Raw genomic sequence first — 20,158 nt, forward strand, 5'->3', positions numbered from 1 at the left:
GGCAAATAGCGTCAAAAGCGTGAACATACAACAAAATAGCTATTATTTATAGCTTGTATCGGCAACGTCCACAGAAACGCCCGGCAGCCTTGAGAAAGACCGGCCGCCGCGCGCTCTGCCTGCAGCCTCGGTCAGATCGTCTTCAGCATGCCGCCATCGACGAAATAGGTCGAGCCGATGCAATAGCTCGCGCGCTCCGAACTCAGGAAGACGAAGACGTTTGCCAGCTCTTCCGGTGTGCCGAAGCGTTTGGAGGCGGCGTGCTCGTTGGCGACGCTCTGCAGGTAGCCTTCCCAGTTGCCGCCGGTCTCGGCCGTCAATTGTTTGGCGGTCTTGATCCAGTCGGGCGTCAGGATCAGACCGGCATTGACGCAGTTGACGCGGATATTGTCCTTGATGAGCTCGGTCGAGAGCGTCTTCGAAAACATCATCAGCGCCGACTTGCTGACATTGTAGATCGGCTCGTACCAGAGCGGCTGAACGGCGCAGATCGAGGCATTGTGCAGGATCACACCGCCGCCGCGTTGCTTCATCTGCGGCGCGATGCCGCGCGCCAGCCGCACGGCGGCCATCACATGCAAGTCCCAATAGTCCTGCCACTTCTGGTCGGGCGCCTCCATCACCGTCTCGTTCGAGCCGGTGCCGGCATTGTTGATGAGGATATCGGCGCCGCCTTTTTCGGCCGCCGCCGTAATGATCGCCTCGGTTCCCGCAACCGTCGCCACATCGGCCGCGACAGCGGTGGCGCTGACGCCGTACGTCTCGGCGATACGGGCGGCTTCCGCCACGAGCCGCTCACCGCCGCGCGCTGCCAGCACGAGGTCGGCGCCCTCAGCCGCCAGCCCCTCGGCGATTGCCAGCCCGATGCCGACCGACGCACCTGTTATGACGGCAATCTTTCCCTTCAATCCGAGATCCATGTCTTCCTCCGCAAACGGCCGGAGATTCCGGCCTGATTGCCGAGTGTTCCGCCAATGAACCCGGGCGTCAAGCGCCTGAACTCCTCTTGCGGCAGGCTCCAATCTGTCGCATGCCTGCATCAACAGGATGGGAGGAGTTTTCATGCGACGTTATTCAGCCTGCATAGAGTGGCTGTTTGCCGAAGAGGGCGACAGCTTTCCCGATCGCATCCGCCGCGCCCATGCGGCCGGCCTGACGGCGATCGAATTCTGGCGCTGGAGCGACAAGGATCTCGATGCGATCGAGGCGGCGCTGAAGGAAACCGGCCTTGCCGTCTCCAGCCTCGTCGCCGAACCGATGATCGCGCTGACCGACGCCGCCAATCGGCAGGCCTGGCTGAAAGGCCTTGCCGAATCCGTCAGTGTCGCGAAGCGTCTCGGCGCGCCAGTGCTGATTGCCCAGGCGGGCGACGATCTCCCAGGCTTGACCCGCGAAGAACAGCGCAGGGCACTCACCGAAACGCTGAGAGCCGGCGCCGATATCCTCAAAGGCAGCGGTGTCCGCCTCGGCGTCGAGCCGCTCAACATCCGCATCGACCATGTCGGCTATTTCCTCGATTCGACCCGCGAAGGTCTCGACATCATCGATGACGTCGCTCGCCCCGAGATCGGTATCGTCTACGACATCTACCATTCCGCCGTGATGGACGAGCGCACCGAGGAGGTACTGAACGGCCGTCTCGACCGTATCATCCACGTCCATGTCGCCGATCACCCCGGCCGCAACGAACCGGGCTCCGGCGATATCGACCTTGCCCGACGCCTCGGCTGGATCTTTGCCAACGGTTACGACGGCGCCGTCGGTCTGGAATACCGGCCGACCAAGTCCGGCGCGGACGCAGTCAAGGCTGCGATTGCTTCGCTCGGCGGTTAAACCTCGGCGGCATCGACGCTCGCCGCCGCCTTGCAGGGTCCGGCCGAGCGGCGCTCGATAATGCGGGAGGCAATCATGATGCGCCGCGCCGGCATTCCGGGCAGGCGTGGATTCTCGATGCGCTCGAGCAAGAGCCGCAGCCCGACCGCCCCGCATTCCTGCCCCTCCATCCTCACCGTCGTCAGCGCCGGCGAGATCTGCGTTGCGGGCGAGTAGTCGCCGAACCCGACGACCGAAATATCGTCGGGAATGCGGTATCCCTGACCGAGCAACTCGGAAACCACGGTCAGTGCCAGCCCGTCATGGGCGCAGAAAAAAGCCGTCGGCTGGATGCCTTTTTCCACGAGCGCTCGGAAGGCCGCTCTGAAGCCATTCTCTTCGTCGAACTGCATAACATGAAGCGCAACGTCAGGATAACGTTCGGCGACTTCGCGGGCGCCGTAGTGCCGCTCTTGGCGTCCCCGCAGGCCCGGCATGCCATAGACGTAAACAATGGACCGATGGCCGAGCCCGACCAGATATTCCACCACCGCCTGCCCCGCCTCATGGTCGGTGCCGCCGACATGGTCGATCTGTTCGAGTGCATCCACCCAGCCGAAACGCACGATCGGAACGCCGGTGGCACTCGCCGCCGCCACTGCCTCACGGGCATGCGGACCGACGAGCATCAGCCCGTCGCAAGCGCGCGCCAGCTCCTCCAACTGGCTGGAATCATGGGTCCAGCGTACGCGCAGCGTCATGCCAAGCCGATGAGCCTCGCGCTGCACGCCGTTCTGCACCTGCATGTAGAGCTCACTGTTAACGGCATCGAGATCGTGAAAGACAACCGCGACCTCGCCTCCAGCACCCTGCCCGGACGGCCTGGTATAGCCGAGGCGTTGCGCTGTCTCGCGGATCAGCGCGCGCGTTTCCTCGCTGACGCCGCTCTTGCCGGCAAGCGAGCGCGACACTGCATATTTCGACAGGCCGACCTCCCTTGCGATGGTCTGCAATGTAACCCGGCCTCTGCTTCCCACCTGGCACCCCTACATTCGGTTGATGGGACGCTGGCTATATCAACCGCATCCCAAAAGCAAATTTTCGCACTAACGAAAACATAACGCTTTACCTAACAATATCCAAATGTAATCTTTCTCTCATCCCAAGCCCAATAGCAAAATAATGAATAAGGGCACGGTTTTTGGAGGAGATCCCCTATGATCAAGCTGAAACGACGTGCGTTTCTGGCCGGGACGTCGGCCGCCCTGATATTGCCGGCCCTGCCGGTTTTCGCCGCTGACTTCAAGGAAGCGGATATTCTGAAAACGAAGGTGTCGAGCGGCGCCCTGCCGGGTCTGAAGGACCGGCTTCCTGAAAATCCGCTCGTCGTCAAACCAGTCGAAAGCGTCGGCAAATACGGCGGCGACTGGAACATGGCGCTGGTCGGCGGCGGGTCGCTGTCGATGCTGTTCCGCTACCAGGCCTACGAGCCGCTGCTGCGCTATACGCCCGACTGGTCTGGCGTGACGTTGAACGTCGCCGAGTCCTTCGAGGGCGATGCCGACTCCAAGGTCTATACGATCCGCCTGCGCAAGGGCATGAAATGGTCGGACGGCCATCCCTACACCACCGCCGACATCAAGTTCTGGTACGACACCGTTTTCACCGACAAGCGCGTCGCCTTCGTCGGTCAGGATCATTGGAAGTCTGGCGGCAAGCCGGCCAAGCTGGAGATCGTCGACGAACAGACCTTCAAGGTCATCTTCGACAAGCCGAACGGCCTGTTCCCGCTGCAGGTCGCCTGGGCGAACAATGACCAGACGACGCGCACGCCGAAGCATTATCTGGAGCAGTTCCACATCGACCACAATCCGAAGGCCGATGAACTCGCCAAGCAACGCGGCTTTGAAAGCTGGATCGCCTCCTTCCAGGCGGCCGCCGGTTTCCAGGACGACAACGCCTTCTTCCTCAACTCCTCGAAGAAGCCCTGCGTGCATGCCTGGATGTTCACGATAGCGCCCGGCGAAAACACCGAACGCGCCGTTGCCGAGCGCAATCCCTACTATTGGAAAGTCGACACCGAGGGCAACCAGCTGCCCTATATGGACCGTATCGTCTACCAGATGGTCGCCGACCCGCAGGTTCTATTGCTGAAGGCCATGCAGGGCGAAGTCGACCTGATGGACCAGTATATCGCCACACCGAACAACAAGTCGGTTCTCTACGATGCGCGTGAGCAGGGCGGCTATGATTTCTACACACTGACCTCGACCGAAGCCAATGTGATGAATTTCATCTTCAACCTGAACCACAATGACGAGACCAAGCGGAAGCTCTTCCGGAACAAGGATTTCCGTGCGGCACTCTCGACAGCACTCGACCGGCAGTCGCTGATCGATGCCGTGCTCGTTGGTCAGGGGGCGCCCGCCCAGCCGTCGATCAAGAAGGAGGATCCGCTTTACAACGAGCAGCTCGCCACGCAGTTCACGGCCTATGACGTCGACAAGGCGAATGCCATGCTCGACCAGATCGTGTCGAAGCGCGACGACCAGAACTTCCGCCTCGACGAAAAGGGCCGCCGCCTGACGATCATCTTCGAGATCGACCAGGCGCGCGCCGTCTTCCTCGATCTCTTCCAGCTGGTGATCCCGATGTTCCAGGCGGTCGGCATCGATGCACAGATGCGCTCGATGGACCGTTCGCTCTGGGAAACCCGCGTCCGTCAGGGCCGTGATTTCGATGCGACTGCCCACCAGTTCGGCGCAAACGGCGGCGTCGCCGCCATGCTCGACCCGCGCTATTACGTGCCGACCGATGCCAACGCCATGTATGCCCCCGCTTGGCAGCTCTGGTATCGCGACCGCGCCAATGCCAATGCTGAGGAACCGCCGGAAAGCACGAAGAACCAGCTTGCGCTCTACGACAAGCTGAAGGCGACCTCCGACGCATCAGGCCAGCGCGAGGTCATGAAGCAGATCCTGCAAGGCGCCGCCGACAATTTCTATGTCTTCGGCATCTCGCTGCCGCCGGACGGATACGGCGTCGTCAAGAACAACATGAAAAACGTCACGAAGATCATGCCGAACTCTTTCGGCTGGCCGACGCCCGCTCCGACCATGCCGGAGCAGTTCTACAAGGCCTGATGGCCTTCAACTTCATGAGCCATACCAGGCGCCCGACGAGCCGGTCGGCGCCGGGGGCCTTCTTTTGCCAATGATTGGATGAAGACGATGCTCGACGCCAGAAAACAGAACACCCACACGCTGAGGACGCCGGACTGGTTCAAGACCGCGACCCGCTGGACCCAGCTGACCTTCGTGGAAGACGACCCGGAGAAATACGACCCGGCATTCTGGATCGATGTCTTCAAACGCACGAAATCGAACGCGGTCTGCCTCAGCGCAGGCGGCTATATCGCCTATTATCCGAGCGAAGTGCCCTACCACTATGTGAGCAAATATCTCGGCGACAAGGATATCTTCGGCGCGCTCGTCGACGCCGCCCGCAAGCTCGACATGCATGTCATGGCCCGCGTCGACCCGCATGCGATCCATGATGATGCCGCCAAAGCCCATCCGGAATGGGTGATGATCAATGCCGACGGCACGCCACGCCGCCACTGGGCCTATCCCGATGTCTGGGTGACCAATGCCTATGGCGACTACAACAGCGTCTTCATGCCTGAGGTGGTCAAGGAGATCGTCCGCAAATACGATATCGATGCGGTCTTCGCCAATCGCTGGCAGGGCCACGGCGTCGATTATAGCGAAGACAGCGCCCGCCGCTTCAAGGATATGTCCGGCCACGCCCTGCCTGTAAAACCCGATGCCGAGGATCCGGCCTGGCAGGCTTGGGTGCAATGGCGCCGCCGCGTGCTCACCGACATGATCGCGCAATGGGACGATGCCGTCAAAGCGATCCGCCCGCATGCGAGCTTCATTCCGAACATGGGCGGCGCGTCGCTGATGGAATTCGACCTCTCGGTCATCGCCAGGCACTGCCCCTTCCTCGTCGTCGACCATCAGGGCCGCAAGGGCCTGGAGCTCGGCTGGTCGGCTGGCCGTAACGGCAAGCGCATCCGCGCCACCTTCCCCGACCGCCCGGTTGTGCTGATCACCTCGATCGGCCCGGAGGAGGAATATCGCTGGAAGGATGCCGTCACCTCGGGTGAGGAGATGCAGCTTTGGATCAACGACGGCACTGCCCACGGCCTCTACGCCTGGTTCACCAAATTCAACGGTGTCGTGCCCGACAAACGCTGGGTCGAGCCGGTGGCCGACGCATTCGGCCTGCAGGCAGCCGTCGAGCCCGTTCTGGAAAGCATGAAGCCGACCGCCGAAATCGCTGTCGTCGATCCCTCGACGACGCTGCGCCATTGGGCGCCGGAAGAGCGGCATTCCGCCGAGAAGCACGATCTCGGTCTCTATCACGCCCTCGTCGAAGCCCGACTGCCCTTCGAGCTGCTCTCGGACCAGGTGCTGACCGAGGAAACCCTCGACCGCTTCAAGCTGATCATTCTCGCCAACGCCTCCTGCCTTTCGGATGCGCAGAACGCGGCGATCCGCGCATATGTCGATCGCGGCGGCAGCGTGATTGCCTCTTACGAGACGTCGCTGCGTGACGAATTTGGCAAGAAGCGTGACGAATTCGGTCTGGCCGACGTGCTCGGCGCCAGATACGTTTCCGGCCCGCGCGGCATCGTCAAAAACACCTATGTCGCCCTTTCCGGCAATCACCCGATCAATCGGGGTTTCGACGGCGCCGAACGCATCATGGGCGGCACCCGCCTGATCCACGCCGAACCGTCGGCCGATGCGAAGACGCCCTTCCTCTATATCCCCGATTTTCCCGACCTGCCGATGGAAGAGGTCTATCCGCGCGAGGCCCCGAAAGGCGCTGCCGTCATCGCTCGTGAGACCGGCAAGGGTGGCCGCACGGTCTATATTCCCTGGAATATCGGCGAGATCTTCTGGGAGGTCTTTGCCGTCGATCATGCGCGGCTCATCGCCAACACCGTCCATTGGGCGCTCGGCAAGACGCCGCGCGTCACCGTCAAAGGCAAGGGCGTCGTCGATCTGGCGCTGCGCGAAAACGGTGAGGGTCTGGCGCTCAGCCTCTTCAATCTCACCAATCCGATGATGATGAAAGGCCCGATCCGCGACAATTACCCTCTGGCAGCGCAGACCGTTTCGGTGGAGATTCCGGAGGGCCGATCGGTGGCGAAGGCGTGGCTCGTTGTTGCCGACCGCGCCGCAAGCTTCAGCCTCGGGAATGGCCGCGCCGAGGTGGAGGTGCCAGGTATCGATCGGCTTGAGGTCCTGCATCTCACCTGGAAATGAGATGACATGCGACGGAGGAGCGCTTTCGGCCTGGAGGGCCGAAGGCGGGTGAAGATCCGGGGGAAGCGCGTCACAGCGTTCCCGACGGGAGGAGAAACGTTTCGATGCTTGGCTATATCTTCAAGCGCGTGCTCTACATGATCCCGACCTTGTTTGGCATGTCGCTGATCTCGTTCCTGATCATCCAGCTGCCGCCGGGTGACTATCTGACCTCGATGATCGCCACCATGAGCGACAGCGGCCAGACCGTCGATCCCGCGCAGATCGAGCGGCTGAAGGAAATCTACGGCTTCGACGACCCCTTCTATGTCCAATATCTGAAATGGATCTGGGGCATCGTCAGCCGCGGCGACTTCGGCTACTCCTTCGAGTGGGGCCAGCCCGTCTCCGGGCTGATCTGGGCGCGCATGGGCTCGACGCTGGTGATCTCGCTCTTGAGCCTGCTCTTCGTCTGGATCGTGGCTTTGCCGATCGGCATCTATTCGGCCGTCCGCCGCCACTCCATCGGCGATCACGTTTTCACCTTTCTCGGCTTCATCGGCCTTGCCGTGCCGAACTTCATCCTGGCGCTGACGCTGATGTACGTCGCCTATAAATATCTCGGCCAGAGCGTCGGCGGGCTGATCTCGCCTGAGTATGCCGAGGCGCCCTGGAGCCTCGCCAAGGTCGGCGATTTCCTCGCCCATCTCTGGATCCCGATCATCATCATCGGCGCATCCGGAACGGCAGCGATGATCCGCATCCTGCGCGCCAACCTGACCGACGAGCTGCACAAGCCCTATGTCGTCACCGCCCGCGCCAAGGGACTGCCGGAATACAAGGTGATCCTCAAATATCCGGTCAGAATCGCGCTCAATCCCTTCGTCTCGGCGATCGGCTGGGTGCTGCCGCATCTCGTCTCCGGCGTGACCATCACCGCCATCGTGTTGAATCTTCCGACCGCAGGTCCGCTGCTTTTCCGCGCGCTGATCTCGCAGGACATGTATCTCGCCGGCAGTTTCATCCTGCTTTTGAGCGCGCTGACCCTTGTCGGCATGCTGCTGTCGGATCTGCTGCTGGCGCTGCTCGATCCGCGCATCCGATTCAATTGAGGGGAATGCGATGAGCACGCACGAAACCTTCGGAGCCCATGCTGGTCCGCTTCACACCGTTGCCGATGGTCCCTCGATCAGCCCGCTGAAACAGGGCAAGACCGTCTCGACCGCCGCGATCGGCCCCTGGCGGCTGGTCGCCGGCAAACTGGTTCGCCAGAAGGTGGCGATGGTGGCCGGCGCCATCATCCTCTTCCTCTATCTGGTCGGCCTCTTCGCCGAATTCCTGGCGCCGGCTTTGCCGATGACCTCGCGGCCGCAATATACCTATGCCCCGCCGCAGGGCTTCAGCTTCTTCGTCGAGAAACCGGACGGCAGCTCGGAGTTCAATTTCCACGTGAAGGGCTACAAGGTCGAGATCGACAAGGTGGCGCTGCGCCGCACCTTCGTCGTCGACGACACCAAGGTCGTCCCGATCGGCTTCTTCGTCAAAGGCGCGGCCTACGATCTCTGGGGCCTGATCCCGATGAACCGCCACCTGATCGGCCCCCTCAACCAGAACGATCCGATGTACCTGCTCGGCGCCGACCGGCTCGGTCGCGACGTCTTCTCGCGGCTCGTCTACGGAACCCGCGTATCCATGTCGATCGGCCTCGTCGGCGTCGCCATGTCGCTGATCCTCGGTGTCGTGCTCGGCTCGATCTCCGGCTTCTACGGCGGCTGGGTCGATACGCTGATCCAGCGTGTCATCGAGGTCGTCAGCGCCATGCCGACCATCCCGCTGTGGCTCGGCCTGGCGGCGGCGATCCCGCTGACATGGTCGCCGGTCAATGTCTATTTCGTCATAACGATCATCGTCTCGCTGCTCGGCTGGACCAGCCTGGCGCGGGAGGTGCGCGGCCGGTTCCTGGCACTGCGCAGCGAGGATTTCGTCGTCGCCGCCCGGCTCGACGGATCGAGCGAAGCGCGGCTGATCTTCCGCCACATCCTGCCGTCGCTGACGAGCCATATCCTTGCGGTCGTGACGCTGGCCGTGCCGACGATGATTGTCGCCGAGACCTCGCTGTCCTTCCTCGGCATCGGTCTCAAGCCGCCGGTCGTTAGCTGGGGCGTGCTGCTGCAGGACGCCCAGAACATCCGCACCGTCGCAACCGCGCCGTGGCTCCTGATCTGGCCGTCGCTCGCAGTCGTCGTCGCCGTCCTGTCCTTCAATTTCTTCGGCGACGGCCTGCGCGATGCCGCCGACCCTTACGACAATTGAGGAGGAAACCATGACCGATCTTTCAGACGACGTCGTTCTCTCCGTCGAAAACCTCTCGATCGATTTCAGGCTGCGCACCCACATCCTGCACGCCGTCGAAAATGTCAGCTTCGAGCTGAAGCGTGGCCAGACGCTCTGCCTCGTCGGCGAAAGCGGCTCCGGCAAGAGCGTCACCGCCCGCTCACTGCTGCAGATCGTCGACAGCCCCGGCAGCATCGTTTCCGGCCGCATCCTGCTCAGCAATGGCGACGAGGTCACCGGGGGTAACGGGGTCATCGATATCGCCGCCCTGAAGCCGTCCGACCGGGCGATGCGCGCCATACGCGGCCGCCGCATCGGCCTGATCTTCCAGGAGCCGATGAGCTCGCTGTCGCCGGTTCACACCATCGGTTCGCAGATCATCGAGGCGGTGCGCCTGCACAGCAATCTCGATCATCGTGCCGCCCGCGAAAGGACCGTCGAACTGCTGCGCCAGGTCGAGATCCCGAACCCGGACAAGATGGCCGACCGCTACACCTTCGAATTCTCTGGCGGCATGCGCCAGCGCGCCATGATCGCCATGGCGCTTGCCGGCAATCCCGACATTCTCATCGCCGACGAACCGACGACGGCGCTCGACGTCACCACTCAGGCCGAAATCCTTGACCTGATCAAGCGCTTGCAGGTCGAACGCGGGATGGCCATGCTGCTCATCACCCATGACATGGGGATCGTCGCAGAAGTGGCCGATGATGTTGCCGTCATGCGCTTCGGCCGCATCGTCGAGCACGGACCGGTGGATGCGATTTACCATGCCGCCGAGCATCCCTATACCCGCCAACTGCTGGCCTCGACGGTCAAGCTGACCCACCATGTCGAAGGGCGGCTGCCGGCCGTGGCGCTGTCGCCGGATGCGCCGCAGCCGATCCTGTCCGTCCGCAACCTTGGCAAGATCTACGGTTGGCACGGCAAGGCCAATACGCTGCGCGCCGTCGACGACGCCAGCTTCGATCTTTATCCCGGCGAAAACCTCGGCATCGTCGGCGAAAGCGGCTCCGGCAAGACGACGCTCGGCCGGCTCATCCTGCGCACCGTCGAGCCGACATCGGGCAGCATCCGCTATCGCGGCAAGGACGGTAGCGAGATCGACGTCACGAAACTCACCAAGCGCGAACTCCGCACCTTCCACCGCGAAGTCCGCCTGGTCTTCCAGGATCCTTTCGCCTCGCTCAATCCGCGCATGACCGTCAAGGAGGTGATCGGCGATCCGCTTGTTGTCTACGGTCTGGCCAAGGGCAAGGCGCTGGAGGACCGCGTCGCCGAACTGATGCGCCTGGTCGGCCTCGATCCGATGGGCATGGAGCGTTATCCGCATGCCTTCTCCGGCGGCCAGCGCCAGCGCATCGGCATCGCCCGCGCCCTTGCACTCGATCCGCGCATCATCATCGCCGACGAGGCAACGTCGGCACTCGACGTCTCGATCCGCAGCCAGATCCTCGACCTGTTGCTCGATATTCGTCAACGGTTGAACCTGAGCTTTATCTTCATCTCGCACGACATTTCGGTCGTGCGTTATTTCTGCGATCGCGTCGCCGTCATGCATCGCGGCAAAATCGTCGAACTCGGCGAGGCCGAACAGATCTGCACCGCTCCCAAAGAGGCCTATACGAAGAGCCTCATCTCCGCCGTTCCCAATCCCGACCCTCGCGACAAGCGCATGCTGCACCGGCATCGTTTCGTCGCGCCTGCCAATATTTAAGGACGATCCCGTGCCGAAATTTTCCGCAAACCTTTCCTTCCTCTACCAGGACCTGCCCTTTCTCGACCGCTTCACGGCAGCCGCAGAGGACGGCTTCGGCGCCCTCGAATATCTCGGCCCCTATGCCGAACCCAAGGAGAAGGTCGCCGAGGCGCTGGAGGCGAGCGGCCTGAAACAGGCGCTCTTCAACGTGCCATCAGGCGACTGGGCCGGCGGCGAGCGTGGCATCGCCTGCCTGCCGGACCGCGTAGAGGAGTTCCGCAACGGGATCGCGCAGGCGCTCGATTATGCCGCAGCGCTCGATTGCCGGCAGGTGAATGTCATCTCCGGGCTGGTGCCGAAGGGTGCAGACCTTCAAACGCTGGAAACGGTGCTGGTCGACAATCTGAAATATGCAGCAAAGCGTTGTGCCGACGTCGGCGTCAAGCTGCTGGTCGAGCCGATCAACCTGCGCGATATTCCCGGCTTCTTCCTGTCGACCACAGCTGATGCCGAACGCATTCTCGACCGGGTCGGCTCGGACAATCTCTACATCCAGTATGATTTCTACCACATGCAGATCATGCAGGGCGACCTGATCCCCACCTTCATCCGGCTGAAGGAGAAGATTGCCCATGTCCAGATCGCTGACAATCCCGGCCGGGGCGAACCCGGCACCGGTGAGATCAACTACGGTTTCATCCTCTCCGAGCTCGATCGCCTCGGCTACGACGGCTGGGTGGGCTGCGAGTACAAGCCGAAATCCGGCACCAGCGAAGGCCTCGGCTGGATGAAACCCTATCTGAAGTCAGCGAGGACAGCATGAACATCGGATTTATCGGACTGGGCGTCATGGGCCGCCCGATGGCGGAACACCTGATCGACGCCGGCCACACGCTGCATCTGAGCCGCGTGAAGGAAACCTCGCAGCATCTTGTCGACAAGGGCTGCAAAGCCGCAACAAGCGCCAGGGCGGTGGCGCACGCTTCCGACATCGTCATCCTGATGCTGCCGGATACACCAGATGTCGAGGCGGTTCTGTTCGGCGAAGACGGCGTCGCCGCCGGCCTTTCCCAGGGCAAGCTGGTTATCGACATGAGCTCGATCTCGCCGGTCGCCACCAAGACTTTCGCCAAACGCATCGAGGCGCTCGGCTGTGATTATCTCGATGCCCCGGTTTCCGGCGGTGAGGTCGGCGCCAAGGCCGCCACGCTGACGATCATGGTTGGCGGCAAGGAGCAGGTTTTCGAGCGCGCCAAGCCGCTTTTCGAAAAGATGGGTAAGAACATCACCCATCTCGGCGGTAGCGGCGACGGCCAGACGGCGAAGGTCGCCAACCAGATCATCGTCGGTCTGACGATCGAGGCGGTTGCCGAAGCGCTGCTGTTTGCCAAGCGTGCCGGCGCCGATCCGGCCAAGGTGCGCACCGCGCTGATGGGCGGCTTTGCCTCCTCGCGCATCCTCGAAGTGCATGGCGAGCGCATGGTCAAGGAGACCTTCGAGCCCGGCTTCCGCATCCGCTTGCACCGCAAGGACATGACGCTTGCCGTCGATGCCGCCCGCGCACTCGATCTGTCGCTGCCGAACACGGCCGCCACGCAGCAGCTGATGAATGCCGCCATCGCCAATGGCGACGGCGAACGCGACCATTCCGCCCTCATCCGCACTCTGGAACTCCTCGCCGGAGGGCCGCGCTAGATCAACGCTTTTTAGAACAACCGGACGACATCTTCGATTGCCGACTGCCGGAGCCTTCTTTCCGGACGGCGAAGCCATGTCCGGTCATCGATAGAGAAGGACAGGAAAATGCTCAACAAAGATATCCAGCTGCCCTACGGCGCCGTCTATTTCCGCAAGTCCAACCCGCCCCGCGAAGATTGGGAACGCGACTACGCCACCGCCGGGCAGGACGGCCTCAACATCTTCCGCCACTGGTTCATGTGGAGCGCGATCGAAACCGCCCCCGGCGTCTACGATTGGGAGGAATACGACCGTCAGATGGACCTTGCCGCTGCAAACGGCATCAAGACCGTCATCGCCGAATTGATCCATGCCGTGCCGGACTGGGCAGTGCGCAAATATGCTCATGCGCTGCAGGTCAATGCCGACGGCACCAAACTCGGTTCCTATATGGGCGTCTCGTCGGCGACCGGCGGCTTCTCCAACAATGGTGGCGGCGCCGGCGCCCTGACGCTGAACTGCCCCGAAGTGAAGGAAGCCGCCGGCAAGTTCTTGACCGCGCTCGCCACCCGCTACAAGGATCATCCGGCGATCTATGGCTATGACGTCTGGAACGAGTGCAACTATTCCGCCGATGTCGACTACAGCCCCTATGCCAAATCAGCCTTTCGCAAATGGCTGGAGAAGAAGTACGGCAGCCTGAAGATCCTGGCGAAAGCCTGGTACCGCTACAGCTTTGCCGAATGGGACGATATCGAGCCGCCGGTGCACATGGCGCCCTACCCCGAATGCATCGATTGGCTGCAGTTCAAGCGCGACAATTTCTACGACCAGATGCAATGGCGCATCGACACCATCCGCGCCGTCGACCAGAAGAACACCATCGTTGCCCACGGCATATCCGGCGCAATTCCCAACATGGCGGCCAACGGCTGCGACGACTGGCTCGCCGCATCCAAGGTCGAGGTTTACGGCTTCACCTGGATCCAGGCCCGCAAGGGGTCGGAAGCCTGGAAGAACTGGTACGGCGTCGACATCAACCGTGCCGCCGCCCGCGGCAAACCGTTCTGGCATGCCGAACGCCAGGGCGGGCCGCTCTGGCTGCAGCCGCAGGTGATCGGCCGCGACAAGGAAGACGGCCGCGTCGCCGAGCCCGAGGACATCCGTCTCTGGAGCATGACCTCGCTTGCCGGCGGCGCCCGCGGCGTGATCAATCTGCGCTGGCGCCCGCTGCTCGACGGTCCGCTCTTCGGCGCCTTCGGCTCCTACGGCATGGACGGCTCGCGCACGCCGCGCTCCGACATGGCAAGCGCCATGGCGAAATGGGCAAACGACAAGGCGCAAAGTGCCCTCTGGGAGGCAAAGCCGGTGCGCGGCGAAGTCGGCATCCTTGTCGTTCGCGAAACCCAGGAGTTCGATTACCTCCTGAACCACGACCGCAAGGAGAAACCCTATCCCGAAGCCATGTGGGGGGCGTATCGGGCCTTCCTCGAAAATGGCGTGCAGCCGGACTGGGTGCATATCGACGACATCGCGGCCTATGATTTCCTCTATTTCCCCTACCCGATCATGTTCACATCAGAACAGGCAAAGAGCCTGAAAGCCTGGGTCGAAAACGGCGGCACGCTGATTGCCGAAGCATGCCCCGGCTATTTCGGCGATCGTGGTCAGGTCGGCACCGTCCAGCCGAACATGGGCCTCGACGAGATCTTCGGCGCGCGCGAGGAGGAAGTCGAATTCATGCCCGATGTCGGCGACCGCATCCATTTCGATCTGGACGGCGCGGCGGTCGACGGTGGCGGCTTCCTGCAATCTTATCGGCTGACCGGCGGAACGGGACGCGGCCACTTCACCGACGGCCGTCTTGCCGTCGTCGAATATACCTACGGCAAGGGCCGCACGCTGCTGATCGGCACCAATCCCTCCGTTGCCTATTACCGCACACAGGGAAAGGCGAACGGCGCATTCTTTGCCGAACTGCTGAGATGGAGTGGAAAGAAGCGGCATGTGACGCTGTCGAACACCGCCCTCTTCGCTCGCGTCCACGAGGGGGAAAAGGGCAGCTTCCTCTGGCTCGTCAATCCGACGAGAACGGCGCAGAAGACCGAAGTGACACTCGCCCGGGGGGCACTTGCGCAGGACAAGGCGACCTGGCCCATCGACTATGTCAGTAACGGCGGCATCGTCGTGCCGCCACGCGACGTGCTGATCCTGCCGCTTGGCTGAAACTCAGCGAAGGCTTGACTGCTCGACCCAGCCGTTTCCAGACAGCGCGGCGCGGTCGAGCAGGCTTTCGATGCCGCCCGCCTGCATGGTGACGGCACGGTCGCACATATGGGCGACGACGCCGGGGTCGTGGCTGACCAGCACGAAGGTCATGCCATGTGCAGCCTTCAGATCGTTGAGCAGATTGAGAATTTCCGCCTGCACCGAGACGTCCAGCGCCGAAGTCGGCTCGTCGAGCAACAACAGCTTCGGCTTCAGCAGCAGCGCCCGCGCGATGGCAACACGCTGGCGCTGGCCGCCGGAAAGCTGATGCGGGTAGCGGCCGGCGATCGCAGCCGAGAGGCCGACCTGATCGAGCGCGATACGCACCGCCTCCTCGACGCCGGCAATGCCGCGCAGCGACAACGGCTCGCCCAGGATACGCGAGATGCGATGGCGCGGATGCAGCGAGGAATAGGGATCCTGGAACACCATCTGGATATTGCCGCGCAGCGCGCCGGTAATCTTCCGGCCCGGATGCAGCGGCTCGCCGAACACGCTGATGGCACCCTGCCAGCCGATATTCAATCCGGCAACGGCGCGCAACACCGTCGTCTTGCCGCAGCCGGAAGGGCCGATCAGCCCGAAGGTCTCGCCTGATGCAACTGTGAAGCTCACATCGCGAACGGCGGTGAAGCCTTTGCCGCCGCCCTGGCCATGGCCATGGAAAGTGACGGAAAGATTGTCCAGGGAAAGCGCGGTCATGGCTCTTCTCCATAGACTGGCAGATGCGTGCCGTAGGTGGCGGCCGAAGGCCGTGCTGCCCAGAGCGCCCTGGTATAGGCCGATTTCGCATTGGCGAGATCGGCGGATGCCATCTCCTCCTCGATCCTGCCCCGCCGCATCACCATCACCCGGTCGGCATAACGCGAAACCTGCTGCAGATCGTGGCTGATCAGCAGCAGCCCCATGCCGAGCTCTTCCGTCAGCGAGCGCAGCAACGTCAGGATCTGGTCCTGCAGCCCGCGATCGAGCGCCGAAGTCGGTTCGTCGGCGATCAAAAGCTTCGGGCGGTTGATCAGCATGGCGGCGATCATCGCACGCTGCCCCATGCCGCCGGAAAGCGCTGCGGGATAACTCGAATAGACCCGCTTCGGATCGGGCAGTCCGACCTTGTCAAGCATGTCGAGAGCGCGGTCGCGCCGCTCGCCAACCGAGAGCCGGGCATGCAGCAGCAATGCCTCCTCGACCTGCCGGCCGATCCGATGCGCCGGATTCAACGAATATTTCGGATCCTGCAGGATGAGGCCGATGCCGGCGCCGCGCAGCCTGTTCCAGCCGGAGGGCGAAAGTGCTGTGAGATCCTGCCCGTCGAACTCCAGCCGCCTTGCCCGGATATCCGCCTGGCGCGGCAGCAGGCCCATGATCGCGCGGCCGGTCATCGACTTGCCGGAACCGGATTCGCCGACGAGCGCCACCACCTCGCGGCCGATGGCAAAGGAGATGCCGTCGACGACGCGGAGAAGGCCGGCCTCGGAGGGAAAGGAAATTGTCAGATCCTCGACGGAAAGAAGCGGCTCAGTCATGGCGTGGATCCAGGATATCGCGCAGCCCGTCGGCAAGCAGGTTGAAAGCGAATGACGTGATGAAGATTGCAAGACCCGGCACCGCCGCCACCCACCATTGATCGAAGATCACCTGCGTTCCTTCCGAAACCATAGATCCCCATTCCGCCGTTGGCGGACGCACGCCGAGGCCAAGAAAGCCGAGGCCGGCGGCAGCGAGGATGATGCCAGAGAGATCGAGCGCCAGCCGGATGATGGCGGATGGCAGCACCAACGGCAGGATATGCCCCCAGAGCAGCCGGACACCCTTGATACCGACCATTTCGGCGACGGCAAGATAATCGCTGCGCCGCAGGGCCGCTGTCTCGACGCGGGCCTGCCGGGCATAGGCGGGCCAGCTTGTCAGCGCCAGCGCCAGCGCGCCGTTGATCAGGCCCGGTCCCATGATGGCGACGAAGGCAAAGGCGAGCAACAGGCGCGGGAAGGACATGACGATATCGGTGACGCGCATCAACAGGCGTTCGGTCAGCCCGCCGAAGAAACCGGCGAGAATGCCGACGACGATGCCGAGCGGCGCCATCAGCAGAACGACGACAAGCACCAGCAGCAGGGTCGGCCGCGCGCCATAGATCAGCCGCGACAGTATATCCCGGCCAAAGGCATCGGTGCCGAACCAATGCGCCGAGGTCGGCGGCATCAACCGGTTGGCGGTTTCCTGCAGGTTGGGGTCGTAAGGGGCGATTACTGGCGCAAGAAGTGCGGCAAGCAGGATGACGGCAACGACGACAAGACCGGCTGCCGCCGAGGGTGAGCGCAGCATGCGCTTGAGGAAGGACGGCCCGCCGACCGGAGCATGCACGATCACGCTCATCGCCGCCTCCCCGCATCGAGGCGCGAGACGCCGAGATCGGTCAGCGCATTGAGCAGCACGAAGGACGCGCCGACGACGAGTGTGGCGCCGAGGATCGCTGGCATGTCGCCGGCAAACATCGCCGTCGTGAGGTAACGGCCGATGCCCGGCCAGGCAAAGACGGTCTCGGTCAGCACCGCGCCTTCGAGCAGGCTCGCATAGGAAAGCGCGATCACGGTCAGCAGCGTACCCGCTATATTGGGCATGATGTGGATGAAGGTAATACGGCTAAGGCTGGCGCCCTTGGCACGGGCCGTCGTCACATATTCCTGTCCGAGCTCGGTGAGGATCGCCGCCCGCGTCAGCCGCGAGATCGCGGCAAGCGCATGGAAGGCGAGCACGATCGCCGGCAGCGCCAGATGCGCCAACGCGTCCCTGAAGGCACCTGTCTTGCCGGACATCCATGTATCGATCAGCGCAAAGCCGGAGATCGGCTTGACCGTGTACTGAAAGACGACGTCCGCCCGGCCAGGCCCTGGTGCCCAGTGCAGGCGGGCATAGAAGAGTAGAAGCATCAGCAGCCCGAGCCAGAAGATCGGCACGGAATAACCGAACAGCGACACGAAGCGGGCAGCGCTATCCACCCATGTGCCCTGCCGCATGGCGGCCGCAATACCGAGCGCAAGGCCGATGGCAGCACCAAGGATGATCGCCGCGGTCGCAAGCTCAATCGTCGCCGGAAAGGTGCGGGCGATATCTTTCGCCACCGGCTGGCCTGTCGAGATCGACTGGCCGAAATTGCCGGAGAGTGCCGTTTCGAGATAACGCAGGAACTGCACCGGCAGCGGCTGATCGAGCCCGAGTTCGACACGCGCAGCCTCGTAGGTCGACTGGCTCGCGTGATCGCCGACGAGCTGCAGCGCTGGATCGATCGGCGACAGCCGCGTCATGGTGAAGGTGACGAGCGCCAGGCCGAACAGAGTCAGCGCAAAGGACCAGAGCCACTTGAGAAGTGGCCGGACGAAAGACAACTCCCGCCAGCGTCTGCTCTGGCGGGAGTCGTTGGTGTCGGCAGTCAAAGGTGTTGCCGTCTGCGGCACTTATTTCTCAACCTTGTCGTAATAGACCTGATCGGCGTTCAGGCCCTGGGCGTAGTTCTTCACCTTGTCGCTTAGCACGACCTGGTCATTGCCCTGAAGCATGAAAACGAAGGGCGAGCTTGCCTGGATCTTCTTCTGCAGGTCCTGATAGAGCGAAACGCGCTTGGCGGCATCCTGCTCCTTAACGGCGGCAAGCGTCTCGTCGGTCAGCTCCGGGATCACCCAGCCGGCATATTTGGCGGCCGTGTTGGTGGAGTTGTCGCGGTTGATCGCAAAGGCGCTGGCATTGGAATGCGGATCAAAATAATCCGGGATCCAGTAGCGCAGCGTCATCTCGAACTTGCCGGAACGGCCGCGGGCATAGATGTCGCTCGCAACACCCGGCTGGATGTCGAGATCGATGCCTGCCTGGGCGAAGGTCGACTGCAGCGACTGCGCGATTGACAGGAACGGCTGGTCGTTGAAGACGATGAATTCAACCTTGAACGGCGTCTTGATGCCGGCGTCGGCGAGGATCTTCTTCGCCTTCTCGACGTCGAGCTTGAACGGATTGTCCGTCAGCGCGCCGGGGAAGCCGACCGGCAGGAAGGCCTGGTGCACATTGCTCTGGCCACGCAGCAGGTTCTTGGTAATGCCGTCGTAATCGACGAGGTAACGCGCCGCTTCCCAGAAGGCCGGCTTGCCGAGCGTCTCGTTCGCCTTGCTGTTGAGCAGGATATAATCGGTGCGGGCAGACGGGACCGAGAGGACCTTGATGCCGCTCTTGCCCTTCAACGCATCGATCTGGTCGGCCGAGAGGCCGCGTGCGATATCGGCATCGCCTTGCTCGACGAGCAGGCGGCGGGCGCCGACATCGGGCACATTGCGGATGATGACGCTTTCGAGCTTCGGCTTGTCGGAGGAATTCGCATTCGCCTGCAGCACGAGCGCTTCGTGCGGCGTGTAGGTGGCGATCGTATAGGCACCGCTGCCGGCCGAATTGACCTTCAGCCAGGCATTGCCGAAATCATTGTCCTTGGCTTCCGCGGCGACTGTCTTCTCGTCGACGACGGAAGCGATCGGCGCCGTCAGCAGCGACAGCGCGAAGCCCGAACCGACATCGGCGCTCCAGGTGAGCTTCACATGCGTGTCGTCGACCTTCGTGACGGCAGTATCGACATTGTCGGCCGTCCAGCCGAGTTCGTTGAGGATGAAGGCCGGCGACTTGTTGAGCTTCACGGCGCGAGTCAGCGAGAAGACCACGTCTTCGGGACGCACCGGATTGCCGGAAGAAAACTTGGCGTCAGTGAGCGCGAAGGTCAGGCTCTTGCCATCGCTGCCCGCTTCCCAGGAAGCAGCGAGCGCCGGCTCGATCTTGGTGCCATCCTCGCGGTTCGACTGGACGAGTCGCTGATAGAGATTGTTGAAGGACTGCACGGTGGTGAGCTCGAATCCTTCGGCCGGGTCGAAACTGACGGCGTCGTCGATCGACTGCGCAACGACGAGAACATTGGCCGGCGTCTCGGCCTGTGTGGCGGTTGCGCCTAAAACCAGCGCAAGACCGAAAACGGTCCCGAGCAGGCGCGAGCGCTTGGTGATGATAGACATGATGGACTCCC

At 62.6% G+C, this 20,158-nt stretch carries 16 protein-coding genes; 9 read left to right on the forward strand and 7 right to left on the reverse strand.

What is annotated here, in order from left to right; all coding sequences use genetic code 11:
• Positions 1-131: 131 nt before the first annotated feature.
• A complete protein-coding gene (locus AC25BC_RS17060) occupies positions 132-920 on the reverse strand; it encodes an SDR family NAD(P)-dependent oxidoreductase (protein WP_012758733.1) in 789 nt (262 codons plus the stop codon).
• Between the two features lie 142 nt (positions 921-1,062).
• On the opposite strand from AC25BC_RS17060, the gene AC25BC_RS17065 reads away from it, so the two are divergent.
• Entirely contained in the window at positions 1,063-1,833 is a 771-nt protein-coding gene (locus tag AC25BC_RS17065) for a TIM barrel protein (protein ID WP_012758734.1), read from the forward strand.
• Here AC25BC_RS17065 and AC25BC_RS17070 read toward each other — a convergent pair.
• A complete protein-coding gene (locus tag AC25BC_RS17070; RefSeq protein WP_012758735.1) occupies positions 1,830-2,849 on the reverse strand; it encodes a LacI family DNA-binding transcriptional regulator in 1,020 nt (339 codons plus the stop codon). The two genes, AC25BC_RS17065 and AC25BC_RS17070, sit on opposite strands and share 4 nt — an antisense overlap.
• A 180-nt stretch (positions 2,850-3,029) precedes the next feature.
• On the opposite strand from AC25BC_RS17070, the gene AC25BC_RS17075 reads away from it, so the two are divergent.
• The 8 genes from AC25BC_RS17075 to AC25BC_RS17110 all read left to right on the forward strand — a co-directional run bounded on the left by AC25BC_RS17075 (position 3,030) and on the right by AC25BC_RS17110 (position 15,066).
• On the forward strand, positions 3,030-4,955 hold the full coding sequence (locus AC25BC_RS17075) for an ABC transporter substrate-binding protein (RefSeq protein ID WP_012758736.1): 1,926 nt from the start codon (positions 3,030-3,032) through the stop codon (positions 4,953-4,955).
• Positions 4,956-5,042: 87 nt separating this feature from the next.
• A complete protein-coding gene (locus tag AC25BC_RS17080; protein ID WP_012758737.1) occupies positions 5,043-7,151 on the forward strand; it encodes a family 10 glycosylhydrolase in 2,109 nt (702 codons plus the stop codon).
• Positions 7,152-7,255: 104 nt separating this feature from the next.
• Positions 7,256-8,242 carry an ABC transporter permease gene (locus AC25BC_RS17085; protein WP_011653237.1) on the forward strand — a complete coding sequence of 329 codons (987 nt, stop codon included), beginning with the start codon at positions 7,256-7,258 and terminating at the stop codon, positions 8,240-8,242.
• 10 nt (positions 8,243-8,252) lie between these two features.
• The gene (locus tag AC25BC_RS17090) at positions 8,253-9,443 is read left to right on the forward strand and encodes an ABC transporter permease (RefSeq protein WP_012758738.1); all 1,191 of its coding nucleotides are present in this window, start codon (positions 8,253-8,255) and stop codon (positions 9,441-9,443) included.
• A gap of 10 nt (positions 9,444-9,453) precedes the next feature.
• Positions 9,454-11,181, forward strand: a complete 1,728-nt coding sequence (locus AC25BC_RS17095; RefSeq protein WP_128438267.1) for an ABC transporter ATP-binding protein — start codon at positions 9,454-9,456, stop codon at positions 11,179-11,181.
• 10 nt (positions 11,182-11,191) lie between these two features.
• The gene (otnI, locus tag AC25BC_RS17100; protein ID WP_012758740.1) at positions 11,192-11,986 is read left to right on the forward strand and encodes a 2-oxo-tetronate isomerase; all 795 of its coding nucleotides are present in this window, start codon (positions 11,192-11,194) and stop codon (positions 11,984-11,986) included.
• Positions 11,983-12,858, forward strand: coding sequence for a 2-hydroxy-3-oxopropionate reductase (locus AC25BC_RS17105; protein ID WP_012758741.1), 876 nt, complete (start codon positions 11,983-11,985; stop codon positions 12,856-12,858). The genes otnI and AC25BC_RS17105 overlap by 4 nt, the downstream gene beginning before the upstream one ends.
• Before the next feature lie 108 nt (positions 12,859-12,966).
• Positions 12,967-15,066, forward strand: a complete 2,100-nt coding sequence (locus tag AC25BC_RS17110) for a beta-galactosidase (protein ID WP_012758742.1) — start codon at positions 12,967-12,969, stop codon at positions 15,064-15,066.
• Positions 15,067-15,069: 3 nt separating this feature from the next.
• Here AC25BC_RS17110 and AC25BC_RS17115 read toward each other — a convergent pair whose 3' ends face one another.
• Genes AC25BC_RS17115 through AC25BC_RS17135 form a run of 5 tightly spaced genes read right to left on the reverse strand, consistent with a single transcriptional unit; the run spans position 15,070 to position 20,147 of the window.
• Complete coding sequence (locus AC25BC_RS17115) at positions 15,070-15,810, reverse strand: ABC transporter ATP-binding protein (RefSeq protein WP_012758743.1); 741 nt, start codon at positions 15,808-15,810, stop codon at positions 15,070-15,072.
• On the reverse strand, positions 15,807-16,631 hold the full coding sequence (locus AC25BC_RS17120) for an ATP-binding cassette domain-containing protein (RefSeq protein ID WP_012758744.1): 825 nt from the start codon (positions 16,629-16,631) through the stop codon (positions 15,807-15,809). The genes AC25BC_RS17115 and AC25BC_RS17120 overlap by 4 nt, the downstream gene beginning before the upstream one ends.
• Entirely contained in the window at positions 16,624-17,481 is an 858-nt protein-coding gene (locus tag AC25BC_RS17125; protein ID WP_012758745.1) for an ABC transporter permease, read from the reverse strand. The genes AC25BC_RS17120 and AC25BC_RS17125 overlap by 8 nt, the downstream gene beginning before the upstream one ends.
• Positions 17,478-18,560 (reverse strand): ABC transporter permease, encoded by a 1,083-nt coding sequence (locus tag AC25BC_RS17130; RefSeq protein ID WP_012758746.1) that lies wholly within the window; start codon positions 18,558-18,560, stop codon positions 17,478-17,480. Before AC25BC_RS17130 ends, AC25BC_RS17125 begins: the two co-directional genes overlap by 4 nt.
• Positions 18,561-20,147: an ABC transporter substrate-binding protein gene (locus tag AC25BC_RS17135; protein ID WP_128438268.1), complete on the reverse strand. Its 1,587-nt coding sequence runs from the start codon at positions 20,145-20,147 to the stop codon at positions 18,561-18,563.
• Between the last annotated feature and the right edge of the window lie 11 nt (positions 20,148-20,158).

The sequence above is a fragment of the Rhizobium sp. WSM409 genome, assembly GCF_057653825.1.

Coding starts and splice junctions, on each gene's coding strand:
- AC25BC_RS17060 (WP_012758733.1), bottom strand. CDS start 920: ATGGATCTCGGATTGAAGGGAAAGATTGCCGTCATAACAGGTGCGTCG.
- AC25BC_RS17065 (WP_012758734.1), top strand. CDS start 1,063: ATGCGACGTTATTCAGCCTGCATAGAGTGGCTGTTTGCCGAAGAGGGC.
- AC25BC_RS17075 (WP_012758736.1), top strand. CDS start 3,030: ATGATCAAGCTGAAACGACGTGCGTTTCTGGCCGGGACGTCGGCCGCC.
- AC25BC_RS17080 (WP_012758737.1), top strand. CDS start 5,043: ATGCTCGACGCCAGAAAACAGAACACCCACACGCTGAGGACGCCGGAC.
- AC25BC_RS17085 (WP_011653237.1), top strand. CDS start 7,256: ATGCTTGGCTATATCTTCAAGCGCGTGCTCTACATGATCCCGACCTTG.
- AC25BC_RS17090 (WP_012758738.1), top strand. CDS start 8,253: ATGAGCACGCACGAAACCTTCGGAGCCCATGCTGGTCCGCTTCACACC.
- AC25BC_RS17095 (WP_128438267.1), top strand. CDS start 9,454: ATGACCGATCTTTCAGACGACGTCGTTCTCTCCGTCGAAAACCTCTCG.
- AC25BC_RS17105 (WP_012758741.1), top strand. CDS start 11,983: ATGAACATCGGATTTATCGGACTGGGCGTCATGGGCCGCCCGATGGCG.
- AC25BC_RS17110 (WP_012758742.1), top strand. CDS start 12,967: ATGCTCAACAAAGATATCCAGCTGCCCTACGGCGCCGTCTATTTCCGC.
- AC25BC_RS17115 (WP_012758743.1), bottom strand. CDS start 15,810: ATGACCGCGCTTTCCCTGGACAATCTTTCCGTCACTTTCCATGGCCAT.
- AC25BC_RS17120 (WP_012758744.1), bottom strand. CDS start 16,631: ATGACTGAGCCGCTTCTTTCCGTCGAGGATCTGACAATTTCCTTTCCC.
- AC25BC_RS17125 (WP_012758745.1), bottom strand. CDS start 17,481: ATGAGCGTGATCGTGCATGCTCCGGTCGGCGGGCCGTCCTTCCTCAAG.
- AC25BC_RS17135 (WP_128438268.1), bottom strand. CDS start 20,147: ATGTCTATCATCACCAAGCGCTCGCGCCTGCTCGGGACCGTTTTCGGT.